The 13,270-nt window shown below is 57.3% G+C and carries 16 protein-coding genes; all 16 read left to right on the plus strand.

Annotation, left to right across the window (positions count from 1 at the left end):
• Position 1: 1 nt before the first annotated feature.
• Positions 2-922, plus strand: coding sequence for a GldG family protein (locus IPH10_06770; protein ID MBK6910624.1), 921 nt, complete (start codon positions 2-4; stop codon positions 920-922).
• Positions 916-1,614, plus strand: coding sequence for a hypothetical protein (locus IPH10_06775; GenBank protein ID MBK6910625.1), 699 nt, complete (start codon positions 916-918; stop codon positions 1,612-1,614). Before IPH10_06770 ends, IPH10_06775 begins: the two co-directional genes overlap by 7 nt.
• Complete coding sequence (locus IPH10_06780; GenBank protein ID MBK6910626.1) at positions 1,611-2,528, plus strand: DUF4340 domain-containing protein; 918 nt, start codon at positions 1,611-1,613, stop codon at positions 2,526-2,528. The genes IPH10_06775 and IPH10_06780 overlap by 4 nt, the downstream gene beginning before the upstream one ends.
• 77 nt (positions 2,529-2,605) lie before the next feature.
• Positions 2,606-4,348: an ABC transporter ATP-binding protein gene (locus tag IPH10_06785; GenBank protein MBK6910627.1), complete on the plus strand. Its 1,743-nt coding sequence runs from the start codon at positions 2,606-2,608 to the stop codon at positions 4,346-4,348.
• A complete protein-coding gene (locus tag IPH10_06790) occupies positions 4,345-6,144 on the plus strand; it encodes an ABC transporter ATP-binding protein (GenBank protein ID MBK6910628.1) in 1,800 nt (599 codons plus the stop codon). The genes IPH10_06785 and IPH10_06790 overlap by 4 nt, the downstream gene beginning before the upstream one ends.
• 96 nt (positions 6,145-6,240) lie before the next feature.
• Positions 6,241-6,528 carry an Asp-tRNA(Asn)/Glu-tRNA(Gln) amidotransferase subunit GatC gene (gatC, locus tag IPH10_06795; protein ID MBK6910629.1) on the plus strand — a complete coding sequence of 96 codons (288 nt, stop codon included), beginning with the start codon at positions 6,241-6,243 and terminating at the stop codon, positions 6,526-6,528.
• Entirely contained in the window at positions 6,528-7,256 is a 729-nt protein-coding gene (gene kdsB, locus IPH10_06800; GenBank protein MBK6910630.1) for a 3-deoxy-manno-octulosonate cytidylyltransferase, read from the plus strand. The genes gatC and kdsB overlap by 1 nt, the downstream gene beginning before the upstream one ends.
• Positions 7,257-7,261: 5 nt before the next feature.
• A complete protein-coding gene (locus tag IPH10_06805; GenBank protein ID MBK6910631.1) occupies positions 7,262-8,953 on the plus strand; it encodes a CTP synthase in 1,692 nt (563 codons plus the stop codon).
• Positions 8,954-8,955: 2 nt separating this feature from the next.
• Positions 8,956-9,975 carry an NAD-dependent isocitrate dehydrogenase gene (locus IPH10_06810; GenBank protein MBK6910632.1) on the plus strand — a complete coding sequence of 340 codons (1,020 nt, stop codon included), beginning with the start codon at positions 8,956-8,958 and terminating at the stop codon, positions 9,973-9,975.
• A complete protein-coding gene (gene kdsA / locus IPH10_06815; GenBank protein ID MBK6910633.1) occupies positions 9,959-10,786 on the plus strand; it encodes a 3-deoxy-8-phosphooctulonate synthase in 828 nt (275 codons plus the stop codon). Before IPH10_06810 ends, kdsA begins: the two co-directional genes overlap by 17 nt.
• Complete coding sequence (folB, locus tag IPH10_06820) at positions 10,783-11,163, plus strand: dihydroneopterin aldolase (protein ID MBK6910634.1); 381 nt, start codon at positions 10,783-10,785, stop codon at positions 11,161-11,163. The genes kdsA and folB overlap by 4 nt, the downstream gene beginning before the upstream one ends.
• Positions 11,156-11,641, plus strand: a complete 486-nt coding sequence (gene folK / locus IPH10_06825; protein MBK6910635.1) for a 2-amino-4-hydroxy-6-hydroxymethyldihydropteridine diphosphokinase — start codon at positions 11,156-11,158, stop codon at positions 11,639-11,641. The genes folB and folK overlap by 8 nt, the downstream gene beginning before the upstream one ends.
• Positions 11,642-11,646: 5 nt before the next feature.
• Positions 11,647-12,291: a deoxynucleoside kinase gene (locus tag IPH10_06830; protein ID MBK6910636.1), complete on the plus strand. Its 645-nt coding sequence runs from the start codon at positions 11,647-11,649 to the stop codon at positions 12,289-12,291.
• 1 nt (position 12,292) lies between these two features.
• On the plus strand, positions 12,293-12,463 hold the full coding sequence (locus IPH10_06835; GenBank protein MBK6910637.1) for a hypothetical protein: 171 nt from the start codon (positions 12,293-12,295) through the stop codon (positions 12,461-12,463).
• Positions 12,463-12,855 carry a RidA family protein gene (locus tag IPH10_06840; protein ID MBK6910638.1) on the plus strand — a complete coding sequence of 131 codons (393 nt, stop codon included), beginning with the start codon at positions 12,463-12,465 and terminating at the stop codon, positions 12,853-12,855. Before IPH10_06835 ends, IPH10_06840 begins: the two co-directional genes overlap by 1 nt.
• Positions 12,828-13,268 carry a hypothetical protein gene (locus IPH10_06845; protein MBK6910639.1) on the plus strand — a complete coding sequence of 147 codons (441 nt, stop codon included), beginning with the start codon at positions 12,828-12,830 and terminating at the stop codon, positions 13,266-13,268. Before IPH10_06840 ends, IPH10_06845 begins: the two co-directional genes overlap by 28 nt.
• Positions 13,269-13,270 lie beyond the last annotated feature (2 nt).

The following is a 13,270-nucleotide window of genomic DNA, read 5'->3' on the forward strand; positions in this document are numbered from 1 at the left end:
CATGAAGAAAACCTGGTCTGCATCGAACATTTCTACACTGCTGGTTATCGCGGCGATCGTCGTCGTTGTTAATCTGATCGGCATGCGTCTGTTCGCCCGCGCCGACTTGACTGATCAGTCTATCTACACTCTGAGTCAGGCTTCCCGCAACGTCGTCGGCAATCTTGAGGATCGTTTGACCGTAAAGGCCTTTTTCACCAAAGACATGCCCGCGTCGCTGATGATCGGCGGCGCGTCGGTGTCGTGTAAGGCCAATTCACGCTTCATTCTCGACTTGCTTGAAGACTATCGCGCCTACGGCGGCGGCGACTTTCACTACGAGGTCGTGGATCCGCTGGACGACGAGCAGCTCGAAAAAGAGGCTCAGATGTACCGGCTCCAGCCGGTGCAGGGCAACGTGCTCGAGCGCGACGAGTTGAAGGTAAAAATCGTCTACATGGGACTCGTTCTGATATACGGGACAAAACACGAGACGATTCCAGTGATCTTACAGGTTAACAACCTCGAATATGAACTGACCTCAACGATCAAACGGCTCACGGCGGAGAAGCTGCCGAAGATCGCCTTCCTGTCGGACTTTGGCACGGCTGCCGATCAGGCGACGGAAGTCATCACCCGGGAACTGCGCAAGCAGTATGAAGTCACGAAGATCAGCACGAAGCAGGGCTCGAGCCTGATTCCAGATGACATCGAGACGCTGTGTATCATTCAGCCCAAAGAGCCGTTAGACGAGTGGTCAAAGTTCGTGATTGACCAGTTCATTATGCGCGGCGGCAAGGTTGCGTGGTTCGTGAACAAAGTGGAGGCCGACGCCGGCACCTCGCAAGCGACTGCATTGTCGCTCGACATGGACGAGTGGACGGACGCTACGGATTCGTGGTTTCCAACAACCTTGTATTGGACGCCAGCGCGGCCATGGTAATGATGCAGCGCCAGCAGGGCCAGTTCATCATGGCCAGCCAGATTGCCTACCCCGGTTTCCCTGAGGTGCGCGACTTCAATCAGGACCATCCGATAACCGATGGCATGAACGCCGGCACGCTCTTTTTCCCGAGTTCGATTGACACGGCGAAACCCGCGGACGGTAACGTGGCCATTGTACCGTTGCTGCAATCTACTGAATACACGATTGTACAGACCGGCCAGTTTGACATCAACCCCGACACGCGGCGTGAACGCTCGCAATTCACCGGCGGCAAGAAGATATTCGCCGCGGCGTTGACGGGCTCGTTCCCCTCGTTTTTCAAGGGTAAGGGCGTACCGGCCCCGAGCGATTCCACGGCGATCACGCCTGCGCTCAATATTCTGACTGAAAGCAGCGATACGCGGATGGTTGTCGTCGGTGACGGCAATCTGCTGCAGGGACAGTACATTCAACAGGGCGGCCCGAATCTGGTCTTGTTCCTGAACACGATTGACTGGTTGTCGCAGGACACAGATCTTCTGGCGATTCGTTCTCGCGACGCGGCGGTGCGGCCACTGGATGCCAATATTAGCGACGACACCAAACAGCGTGTCAAGCTCGCAAACCTCATCGGCCCGCCGGCTCTGGTGCTGTTAATCGGCGTTATCCGCTGGAATCGCCGCCGCAAGCGCAAGGAGGTGTCGCTATGAATAAGACGCTTGTCTTAGCGGCAGTCCTGCTGGCGCTGATCGGATTGTATGTGGTACTGAACCAGAATGAACCTACTGCCAAACTGGACATTCCGCTGGTTGAGGCCGATAGTGCCGACGTGACTGCGATGCGCGTTGTTACGGTGAGCGATACCGTTGAACTGCGCAAGGAAGGCGACGGCTGGAAGATCATGGGCGCAAAGGCCTTTCCCGCGAATCCGCAGAATGTCGGGCGGGCTGTGCAGCGATTCGGGCAGATGACGCGCAAAGCCATTGTGACCGATAAACCGGATCGCTACGGCGAATTTGAAGTGGACGGCGTGAAGGGTGTTCAAGTTACCTTGACGGCCAACGGTCAGGAACGGACGATCTTTCTGGGCAAAGCCGGTCCGACGATGCAGACCAGTTACGCCCGCGTGGAGGGGTCCAAGGAAGTCTGGGAGGTCGGGGGCAATCACGCGTCGAACTTCCGTCGTCCCGCGGCCGATTGGCGCGACAAGACCATTTCGGCTCTGGCGATGGACAGCGTGCGCGTCGTGACAGTGCGTCATGATGGTCGCGAGCTTGTGTTGACTAAACAGGATTCTGTCTGGTCGAGTACAGAGAACGGAGTAGCGTTTCCGGGCATGAAACAGCACATTGAGCGGATTACGCGGATGCTCTCGCGCATCAATGCTGTTGAATTCGCCGACACCTTGGGCGCTGCATTCTTTGATGCGCCGAAGGCTACGGTGTTGGTGGAAATGCTGGATGGCGCTCGCATGGAATTGAAATTTGTTCCGCGGGATGACAAGCAGTATTATGTACGCAAAACGGGAGCGCTGACAGACTACGTGCTTTACAACAGCACGGTTGAAGTGCTGCTGCGGAAAAAGGAAGATCTGGTTGACAAACCCAAGCTTGCCGGTCAATAGACCTCAGTGCAACAGTAAGCATTGCGAAGCCTCCGGTTTGCGCCGGAGGTTTCGTCTTTGTGGCAATTGAACAAACGATGAACTCCCTAAGATATCTTATTCCCTATCTGCGTCCCTACCGGCGCAAAATCATCTGGGGCTGCGTCGCCGCGGTCTTCTCGACGTCGCTGGGTGCTGTCGGTCCGTGGGTGATGAAGCTGGCGATAGACGAGCTGCACGGCAACATCAGCGGCGCGCGTTTGGCTGAGTACGCGGGCCTGATCATCGCGTTATGGCTAGTGAGCGGAATCTTCCGCTACTTCATGCGCATGGAGTTGATCGGGATGTCGCGATATGTCGAGCGTGACTTGCGGGATCGCGTTTTCGCGCACTTGCAGTCACAGCCGTTGGAATACTACACGCGCAACCGTACCGGTGATCTGATGGCGCGCATGACCAACGACCTGGACAGCGTGCGCAACGTGCTCGGGCCGGGCTTCATGTATCCGGTGGATACGATGCTAACGGCGCTGTTTTCGCTCATTCTGATGCTGATGATCTCGTGGAAACTCACGCTGATTACACTTCTACTTACGCCGCTGGTGAGCTGGTCCGTCTACAAGCTGGGGAAAGTCACGCATCAACTGACGACGGATATTCAAGAGCAATATTCCAAACTGTCTGATCAAGCGCAGGAAAATCTGTCCGGCGCGCGGGTTGTCCGCGCGTTCAGTCAGGAGCGGCAGGAGCGCGCGAAGTTCGACGGGTTGAATCAGGAGTACGTGCGCCGCAATCTGGCAATGACCAAAGTTCAAGCGCTGTTCTTTCCGCTGATGGGATTCTTCTTTGAAGCGGGCACGGCGGTGATACTCTTGATTGGCGGCATGAGTATCATGCGCAGCGAGATGTCACTGGGCGATTTCGTCGCGTTTGTCGGTTACCTGGGCATGCTGGCGTGGCCGATGATCGCGATTGGCTGGGTCGCCAATCTCCTGCAGCGCGGCGCGGCCTCAATGAAACGAATTCAAGAGCTGCTCAATACGGCCCCTGCAATCATCTCGCCCGCAAACGGCGGCACTCCAACGCACCGCCACGGCGAGATTACCTTTGAAGATGTCACTTTTGCGTACGGTGATCGAGCGCCGATTCTCAAGAACATCAATTTGCACATCTCGGCCGGTCAGACGATTGCGTTTGTTGGTCCTACCGGCGGCGGCAAGACAACCTTGATCAATCTGATACCGCGGCTGCTGGATCCCACTTCCGGGCGAGTGCGGATTGACGGCGTACCCACGACCGAGTGGGAGATTCGCGCGCTGCGTGAAAACGTCGCCATGGTGCCGCAAGACGCCTTTCTCTTTTCCGACACCGTATACAATAACTTGATCTTCGGCCGGCCCGGAGTCGGCACGGAGGAGGCGATGAGCGCGGCCCGCACATCGCGCATTGACAAAGACGTCGAGCAATTTGCGGACGGCTATGAGACGCTGGTCGGCGAGCGCGGCGTGACGCTTTCCGGCGGGCAGAAGGGACGGCTCGCGCTGGCCCGCGCACTCGTGCGGGACCCGTTGATTCTGATTCTGGACGACGCGCTCTCGGCCGTGGACACGCACACCGAAGAAGAGATTCTGTCCGGACTGCGCCGCTTCATGCAGAATCGCACGTCCATATTGATATCGCACCGCGTGTCCACCGTCCGCGAGGCCGACTGCATCTACGTGATAGACAACGGTGAAATCGTTGAGCACGGCACGCATGACGACTTGCTTGGGCAAAACGGCTACTATGCGGACATGGAGCGCAGGCAGCGGCTCGAAGAAGAGCTGGAGTTGGAAGTATGAGCCAGAAACCCAGACGGGACGACGACCGTGAAGTGCTTGGTAAGGCCTACGACTCGCTGTTGGTCAGGCGGTTGTGGGGTTACGTCGGCGACCAGAAGCTGAAACTATTCTGTGCAGTCGGGTTGCTCTTGCTTGGGGCGGCGACGGAATTAGCCGGGCCGTGGCTGTCCAAAATTGCGATTGACACGTACATTGCGAATGCCGATCTGCCCGGCCTGATCCGGATTGTTATCATCTTCATCGTGGTCGCGGCGGTCTCCACGGCGCTGCGTTGGAGTCAAGTCTATCTGACCGGCGAGGCCGGACAGATCATTATGTACCGGCTGCGTCGCGATGTCTTCGATAAGCTCCAACAACTCTCGGTGCCGTATTTCGACCGTAATCCCGTGGGCAGGCTCATGACCCGCGTCACGAGTGACGTACAGGCCCTGTACGAACTGTTTGGATCCGGGATGGTGGCGATCTTCGGCGACGTCTTCACGCTTGTCGGCATCATGATCGTGATGTTTGCAATCAACTGGAAGCTCGCGCTGCTGACGTTAACGGTAATTCCTCTGCTGCTGGGCGTGACGTTTGCGTTTCGCAAGAAAGTCCGCGACTTATACCGGACGACACGATCGCAGATTTCCGGCATGAACGGCTATCTGCAGGAGAACATCACGGGTATGCGCGTAGTCCAGCTCTTTGGCCGCGAGTCGCATAACTACGGGCTGTTTCAAGAGCGCAATGACGAGCTAAAGAAGACCTATCTGGACACCATTTTCTATTATGCGCTGTTCTTTCCGGGTGTCGAACTGATCTCTGCGCTCGCCATAGCCGCAATTATCTGGGGCGGCGGCACCATGATGATTGCCGGGACCGTCACGGTTGGTACTCTGGTTGCGTTCCTGCAATATGTCGAGCGCTTCTACCGCCCGGTACGCGATTTGGCGGAGAAGTACAACATTCTACAGGCCGCGATGGCCGCCGCGGAGCGCGTCTTCAATGTCCTGGACGAACCCGTTGAAGTGACGGATCACGCGCCGCAGACCGTACCGGCGGCGATTCCTGATGCTCCCTTTATCGAATTTCGCAACGTCTGGTTTGCCTACAAGTCTGAGGAGTGGGTACTGCAAGACGTCAGCTTTGTCGTTCACGAAGGCGAGTCTATTGCCGTGGTCGGTGCAACCGGCGCCGGCAAGACGACCATTATTTCGCTCTTGCAACGCTTCTACGATGTGCAGCGCGGGCAGATCCTCATTAAGGGGTGCGATATTCGCGGCTATTCGCTCGGCGAGTTGCGCGCTTTGCTCGGCATCGTCTTGCAGGACGTGTTCATCTTTGCGGGTAACATTGCCGACAATATTCGATATGGCCAGCCGGATGCTGCCGACGTGGAAGTTCGTGACGCCGCGGAATTGGTGCTGGCTAACCGCTTTATCGAGAAGCTGCCGGGTGGTTACGCCGAGCTCGTCGTGGAGCGCGGTGCCACACTGTCCACAGGTCAGCGGCAGCTCTTGGCGTTTGCCCGAGCGCTGCTGCGGCGGCCTGAGCTGCTGATTTTGGATGAGGCCACAGCCTCCATTGACACCGAGACCGAACAGCTCATTCAAGAGGCGATCGCGCGGGTGTTGGCGGGGCGCACGTCCATCATCATCGCCCACCGACTCTCCACGATTCAGAGTTGTGACCGGATTCTGGTCATGCACCACGGAAAAGTCCGCGAACAGGGCACGCATGACGAACTGCTCAAGCTCGGCGGGATCTATCACCGACTTTATCGGCTGCAATTTGGGCAAACTGAGGCGGCTGCCTGACAGGTATCTTCCCTTGACTTTTGGGGGATTTTGCGCTATGTTAACCTATCTGGGACCTCCTGTAAAAAGTTATTGTTTTTTTTGAGTTAACATCACGTGAGCATCACACGATCCGAGGTATTGCACCTGGCCAAGCTGGCCCGACTCCGGTTGCCTGACGAGGAAATCGCGGGACTTGAGAAGGACCTGAATGCCATTCTCGCGTACTTCGATCAGCTACAACAGGTGGATGTCACCGGTGTGGAGCCTATGGTCCATGCCGTAGAAGGCTCAAATCTGCTCGAGGATGACGTCCCGCATGACTGCCTGTCGCGGGACGTTGCGCTTCGTGATGCGCCGGATCGGACAGCCGAGTTCTTTCGTTTGCCCCGAGTTTTGGGCTAATGCCTAAGGTATTAGTCGTTATTCCGGCCCGTTTTGCGGCCACCCGCTTCCCCGGGAAGCCCTTGGAACTCCTGTGGGGCAAACCGATGGTGCAGCACGTTTGGGAGCGCTGTAGTCAGGCGCCCAGTGTGGACCGCGTCATGGTTGCGACCGACGACGAACGAATCTTGCGCGCCTGTGCAGGGTTCGGCGCCGAGGCGGTCATGACCGACCCCGCGCTGCCTTCCGGCACGGACCGCGTCGCTGCGGCCATGCAAAGTCTTCCTGACTTCGACATCATCCTGAATGTGCAGGGCGACGAACCCGCCATGGAAACCGAGGTCATCGCCGCCGTAGCAACTCTGATGCGGGATGGCGGAGTCAAGATCGGCACGGCGGTTGTTCCCGCCAGCGTGGACGACGAATTCTTGCGTCCGCACGTCGTCAAAGCGGTCGTGGCGCATGATGGCCGAGCGATGTATTTCAGCCGTTCGCTGGTTCCGTTCGTCCGCAACCACGTCGCCGGGCTTAGACCTCATTTCCGCCATCTGGGAATCTACGGATTTCAGCGCAGCGTTTTGGAACGGCTCGTACTTCTGCCACAGTCTCCGCTTGAACAGACGGAGAGTCTTGAGCAATTGCGCTGGTTGGAAGCTGGATTTTCGATACACACGGTGTCGGTGCAAAGCCGCTCCGTTGGCATAGATACGCCGGAAGATCTGCAGAATCTCTCCCTCCGAACCCCCTGAACACCATGTCACCGCAAAAAAGCACACGCAAAGTCAGTCGTACGAAGTTTGTGTTCATCACGGGCGGCGTGGTGTCATCACTTGGCAAGGGCATCGCATCAGCCTCGATTGGCCGTCTGCTCAAGGCCCGTGGCCTGCGCGTAACGATGATGAAGTTGGATCCGTACATCAACGTGGATCCGGGGACGATGAACCCCTATCAGCACGGGGAAGTATACGTGACGGAGGACGGCGCGGAAACGGACCTCGATCTGGGGCACTACGAGCGCTTCATCGACGAAGACATGACGCGCGGCAATAACGCTACGACGGGCCAGATCTATCACACGGTGATCTCGAAGGAGCGCAAGGGAGACTACCTCGGTGCGACGGTGCAGGTGATTCCGCACATCACGGGCGAGATCATCGAGCGCATGAAGGCCGTGACGCGCGGTGCGAAACCGTACGACGTGGTGCTCGTTGAAGTCGGCGGGACGGTCGGCGATATTGAGAGTCTTCCGTTTATCGAGGCCATTCGCCAGTTCGGTCTGGAACTTGGTCCGAAAAACTGCGTGTATATCCACCTTACGCTCGTGCCGTTCATACAGACTGCGCAGGAAGTCAAGACCAAGCCGACGCAGCATTCGGTCAAGGAGTTGCGCGAGATCGGTGTGCAGCCGGATTTTCTTCTGTGCCGCACGGATCGTCCGCTCGACCGCAAGGTCAAGGACAAGATCGCGCTGTTCTGCAACGTCGGCAAGGACGACGTCTTCGACGTGCCCGACGTGGACACGGTCTATGAGTTGCCGCTGATTCTCGAGCGCGGCGGCATGGGCAAGCGCATCCTCGATCATCTCGGCTTGCGCGCCAAGGATCCGGATTTTTCGCATTGGCAGAGCGTGGTGCGCAAGATCAAGCATCCGACGTCGTCCGTGCGCATTGTCATTGCGGGGAAATATGTCGAGGTCCGCGACTCGTATAAGTCCATTATCGAATCGTTCATTCACGCGGGTGCGCATCACGGCACCAAAGTTGAACTGAAGTGGATTGAGGCCGAAGAGTTTGAGCACGGCGACGCGACCGAACTTATGGCCGGAAGCTCCGGTCTGCTCGTGCCGGGCGGTTTCGGCGAGCGCGGTATCGAAGGTAAAATTGCCGCGGTGGAATATGCGCGAACGAAGAAGATTCCGTTTTTCGGCATCTGCCTAGGCATGCAGGCCGCGGTCATCGAGTATGCCCGCAACGTTTGCGGGCTGCGCCGAGCGCACTCAACCGAGTTCGCGCCGACGACGAAGTACCCTGTGATTGACTTGCTGCCTGACCAGCGCGGTCTGAAGCAGAAGGGCGCGACGATGCGATTGGGAAGCTATCCGTGTTTTCTTTCGCGCGGATCGCTCGCTCACGCCGCTTTCGGCGCGGACGCGATTACGGAGCGCCATCGCCATCGCTTCGAGGTGAACAATCGTTACCGGGAGCAGTTGGAGCAGCACGGGATGCGCTGCACGGGAATCTGGCCGGGCGGCGATCTGGTGGAGATCATCGAGTTGCCGGACCATCCGTGGTTCCTCGCCGTGCAATTCCATCCGGAACTGAAGAGTCGTCTGACTCAGCCGCACCCGCTCTTTCGTGATTTTGTGGGCGCCTGTTTGCAAGCGGGCGAGCCGCGCGTGAAAGATCACGCTCCGGCGAAAAAACTTGAAACTTTAATAGAGGAGTAGGAGTGCAGCGCACGCACAAAGCGACGCTCATTCCCGGTGACGGAATAGGCCCGTCGATCTCTGAGGCCGCTGTGGCCATCATGGAGGCGACGGGCGTTGTCATTCAATGGGAAGTTTGTCATGCCGGACTGGCCGCGATTGCGGCGGGCAAAGATCCGCTGCCGAAGGAAACCGCGGATTCGATTGATCGCACGCGCGTCGTGCTCAAGGGGCCGATCACGACGCCAGTCGGCGGTGGTTACAAAAGCGTGAACGTCACGCTGCGGCAGAAGTACAATCTATACGCCAACGTTCGCCCGTGCGTGTCGTTTGATGGTCTGGTGACGCCGTTCCCCAATACAGACATCGTCGTCGTGCGCGAGAATACCGAGGGCTTGTACACAGGTCAAGAGATGTACGTGGACCCGGAGAAACGGGCGGCCATTGTCGTGGCTTGCAATACCCGGTCCGCGATGGATCGAGTCTGCCGCTATACATTTGAATGGTCTCGTCAAAACGGCCGCAAGAAAGTCACGTGCATTCACAAGGCCAATATCTTGAAGATGTTTTCGGGTATTTTCCTTGAGAGCTTCCGCGAAGTAGCGAAGGATTTCCCCGACCTTGTCGCGGAAGAAAAGATCATTGACGCCGCTTGCATGGAGCTGGTGCGCAAACCGCGAATCTTTGACGTCATCGTCACGACCAATTTGTTTGGCGACATCATTTCCGATTTGACGGCGGGTCTGGTCGGCGGCTTGGGGGTCGCTCCCGGCGCGAATTATGGCGATAACGTTGCCATGTTCGAAGCCATTCACGGCAGCGCTCCGGATATTGCGGGCAAGGGTATCGCCAATCCGATTTCGCTCGTATTGGCCGGCGCGATGATGCTCAAGCACATCGGCGAGATTGAAGCGTCCGCAAAGGTTGACGCCGCGGTGCGCGCCGTCATCAAGGAAGGCAAGTATCTCACACCGGATCTGCTGCCGGGTTCCACACACGGCACCGCGGATCTGACGAAGGCAATCATTGAGCACATTCACTGACATCGGCGGCGAGTTTTTTCCGCTTGCGATCATCGCGGGCCCTTGTGTGATCGAATCGGAGGACCTGTGTTTGTTCGTCGCCGAAGAGCTGGCGGGCATCGCGGCGCGCACGGGCGTGCTGCCGATTTTCAAAGCGAGCTTTGACAAAGCCAATCGCACGTCGGCGTCGAGCTTTCGCGGTCCGGGCTTGGACGAAGGATTGCGCATCCTCGAAGAAGTGCGGAAGCAATCCGGTTTGCCGGTCACGACCGACATTCATCTTCCCGTGCAGGCCAAGGCCGCCGGTGAAGTCGTGGATATTTTGCAGATTCCGGCATTCCTTTGCCGCCAGACCGATATTCTCGTAGCCGCCGGCAACACGGGCAAACCTGTGAACGTGAAGAAAGGTCAGTTTGTCGCGCCGGAAGACATGCGCTTTGTGGCCGAGAAGATCGTTTCGACGGGCAACAGCCGCATCATGTTCACCGAGCGCGGAGCGAGCTTCGGTTATCGCGATCTCGTCGTGGACATGCGTTCGATTGTTAAGCTCGCCGATTTGGGCTACCCGGTCGTTTTCGATGCGACGCACAGCGTGCAGAAGATGGGGGGGGAAGGCGGCGGTATTAGTGGCGGTTCGCCGCGATTCATTGGTCCACTAGCCCGCGCTGCGGTGGCCACCGGCGCCGTTTCCGCCGTGTTCGTCGAAACACATCCGAATCCCGCGTCGGCATTGTCCGACGGTTCCAACATGCTGCCGCTGTCTGAACTCGAGAATTTGATCACAGGACTGGTGCGCATCGTTCAGGCGTTGCGCGCCGGAGAACAGGTATGAACTCTCCGCGCGATCGCATTCGCCTCAAAGGAATTCAGATTTACGCGCATCATGGCGCGCTTGAAGAAGAGCGGCGGCTGGGTCAGCTCTTTGAACTCGACTGCGAAGTCGCGGGCGACTTTGGTCGTGGCGGCAGCGGCGACGATCTCTACTGGACTGTGGATTACACGCTGCTCTTTCGCGAACTCGAGCGCACATTTCTGGCGGAGACGTACCGGCTGCTCGAAACCTGCGCGGCTGAACTTGCAGGCGCCGTGCTGGCGAAGTTTCCCGCTGTCGAGGAAGTTGTCATCCGCGTTCGCAAGCCGCACGTTCCCATGGGCGGCGTAATCAGCAACGTTGAAGTCGAAGTATCGCGCCAACGCAAGGATGATTGAGCACGTTTATATCGGCTTTGGCGCTAATCTCGGTGACCGGCACGCAAATTTTGCTTCGGTCATGCGATTACTCCGCGGTCGAGCGCGGGTCTTGCGGGTGGCCAATCTCGTAGAGTCTTTGCCGGTGGACGGAGTGGAAGGCGGGACTTTCTTGAACACGGTCATTGAGTGCGAACGCCACGGCGGACCACACGACTTCATGTTGATGTTACAACAGATCGAACTGGAAGTCGGCGCTGTTAACGATAAACTCGGCGGCGCCCGCACATGCGATCTCGACATTTTGCTGTGGGGCGAGTCGGTAATTGACCTGCCTGATTTGCGCGTGCCGCATCCGCGCATGCACTTGCGTGATTTCTACTTGGTACCGTTGTGCGAGCTGATTTCCGCCGAGCTCCATCCTGTGCGCGGTGTGAGCTTCGCGCAACTATTGGCGGATGTAGATCTGCACAGTGTTGTCGGAGCTCCAGCCGTATGACAGCCATGGATCAAACGCGGCACCGCTATATTGCCATTGAAGGAGTGATCGGCGCCGGCAAAACGTCGCTGGCGCGCATTCTCGCCGAAAATCTCAACGGAAGACTTGTGCTCGAGAATCACGATGAAAACCCGTTTCTCGCGCAATTCTACAAGGACCAACGGCACTATGCCTTTCAGACGCAGATGTTCTTTCTTCTGTCGCGTTATCGCCAGCAGCAGGAATTGCCGGAGCCTGATTTCTTTCATTCCACGCTGATCTCGGACTATATCTTTCCGAAGGATCGCATATTCGCCTATATCAATTTAAGCGAGAACGAGCTGTCGCTTTATGAAAAGGTGATGAGTTTGTTGGAAGTTCGCGTGCGCAAGCCGGACATCGTGGTGTATCTGCAATGTTCGACCGACCGCCTGATGAAGAACATTCGCACGCGCAGCCGTCCGTACGAGCGCGACATGTCGGAAGAGTATATTCGCACGCTGAACGAAGGTTACAACCACTTCTTTTTTAACTACGACGAAACGCCGCTCCTGATCGTCAACACGACGCAGCTTGATTTTGTGAACAACCCGTCGCACTTTGCGGCGATCACGGCGGAGATTGAACGTGAGCAACCCGGCACACGCTACTACAACCCGGTGGATCTCTAAGATGCTTAGAATGCTTCTGGTGGTGGTGGCCGCGGTGCTGGCTGTGCGGATCATTCAGAATCTGTTTCAGTCACGCCGACAGGAAACAAACGTTGGCGGCAATCCGCAACGGCCGCGCGATAGTCGCCGAACCAACGACATTGAGGACGCGGACTTCCGCGAGATCAAATAATGCAGCGAATTGTGATTAGCACGTCCGAAGCGCCGGCCGCCATCGGACCGTATAGTCAGGGAATCGTCAGCAGTGGGAACCTACTGTTCACCGCCGGGCAGATACCACTCGATCCTAAGACGATGGAAGTCGTCGGCGCGAACGCCAAAGAGCAGGCCGAACAGGTGATGAAGAACTTGCGCGGAATTCTGCTTGCGGCGGGTACAAGTTTTGATCAGGTGATTAAGACGACGATTTTTTTGCGCACGATGAACGACTTCGCGGCGGTCAATGAAGTCTACGGTGCGGCCTTCAGCGGAGCGCCGCCTGCGCGCAGCACTGTGGCCGTGGCGGGATTGCCAAAAGACGTGCTCGTGGAGATCGAGTGTATCGCGCAAGTGCCCTCACGCTAATTGTTTTGTTGTCGCTATGCGGCTCGTCATTCGCACAGAAGATTGAGCGAGTGAAGCCGTTAAAGAGCAGTACCGGCGCCGTGCTACGGTCTTTGGCCGTACCGGGTTGGGGACAATTCTACAATGAATCGTACTGGCGCTCGGCGGCGTTCTTTGTGAGCGAGTCCGTCATGTTGATCAACATTTCGCGCAACAGTGATTGGATGATGGCCGCAAAGAAGACGGACAATTTCGAGAACGAACAGTTCTACCGCAACTCGCGCAACAAGCTGATCTGGTGGTTTGCCGCCATCAAGCTGTTGTCAATTGGCGACGCCTATGTCGGCGCGCACCTGTTTAAACTGGACGTCTCTCCGAGTTTGACGCCGGAAGGTGATTCGGAAGTTCAAATTCGCGCGACGATTCCATTCTGATA

It is taken from the genome of bacterium (genome assembly GCA_016702305.1).
Taxonomy (GTDB): Bacteria; Electryoneota; RPQS01; order RPQS01; family RPQS01; genus JABWCQ01.

What these genes read in the sequence shown, in the direction of transcription:
- IPH10_06770 (MBK6910624.1), top strand. Translation starts at nt 2, where the DNA reads ATGAAGAAAACCTGGTCTGCATCGAACATTTCTACACTGCTGGTTATC.
- IPH10_06775 (MBK6910625.1), top strand. Translation starts at nt 916, where the DNA reads ATGGTAATGATGCAGCGCCAGCAGGGCCAGTTCATCATGGCCAGCCAG.
- IPH10_06780 (MBK6910626.1), top strand. Translation starts at nt 1,611, where the DNA reads ATGAATAAGACGCTTGTCTTAGCGGCAGTCCTGCTGGCGCTGATCGGA.
- IPH10_06785 (MBK6910627.1), top strand. Translation starts at nt 2,606, where the DNA reads ATGAACTCCCTAAGATATCTTATTCCCTATCTGCGTCCCTACCGGCGC.
- IPH10_06790 (MBK6910628.1), top strand. Translation starts at nt 4,345, where the DNA reads ATGAGCCAGAAACCCAGACGGGACGACGACCGTGAAGTGCTTGGTAAG.
- kdsB (MBK6910630.1), top strand. Translation starts at nt 6,528, where the DNA reads ATGCCTAAGGTATTAGTCGTTATTCCGGCCCGTTTTGCGGCCACCCGC.
- IPH10_06805 (MBK6910631.1), top strand. Translation starts at nt 7,262, where the DNA reads ATGTCACCGCAAAAAAGCACACGCAAAGTCAGTCGTACGAAGTTTGTG.
- folB (MBK6910634.1), top strand. Translation starts at nt 10,783, where the DNA reads ATGAACTCTCCGCGCGATCGCATTCGCCTCAAAGGAATTCAGATTTAC.
- folK (MBK6910635.1), top strand. Translation starts at nt 11,156, where the DNA reads ATGATTGAGCACGTTTATATCGGCTTTGGCGCTAATCTCGGTGACCGG.
- IPH10_06830 (MBK6910636.1), top strand. Translation starts at nt 11,647, where the DNA reads ATGGATCAAACGCGGCACCGCTATATTGCCATTGAAGGAGTGATCGGC.
- IPH10_06835 (MBK6910637.1), top strand. Translation starts at nt 12,293, where the DNA reads ATGCTTAGAATGCTTCTGGTGGTGGTGGCCGCGGTGCTGGCTGTGCGG.
- IPH10_06840 (MBK6910638.1), top strand. Translation starts at nt 12,463, where the DNA reads ATGCAGCGAATTGTGATTAGCACGTCCGAAGCGCCGGCCGCCATCGGA.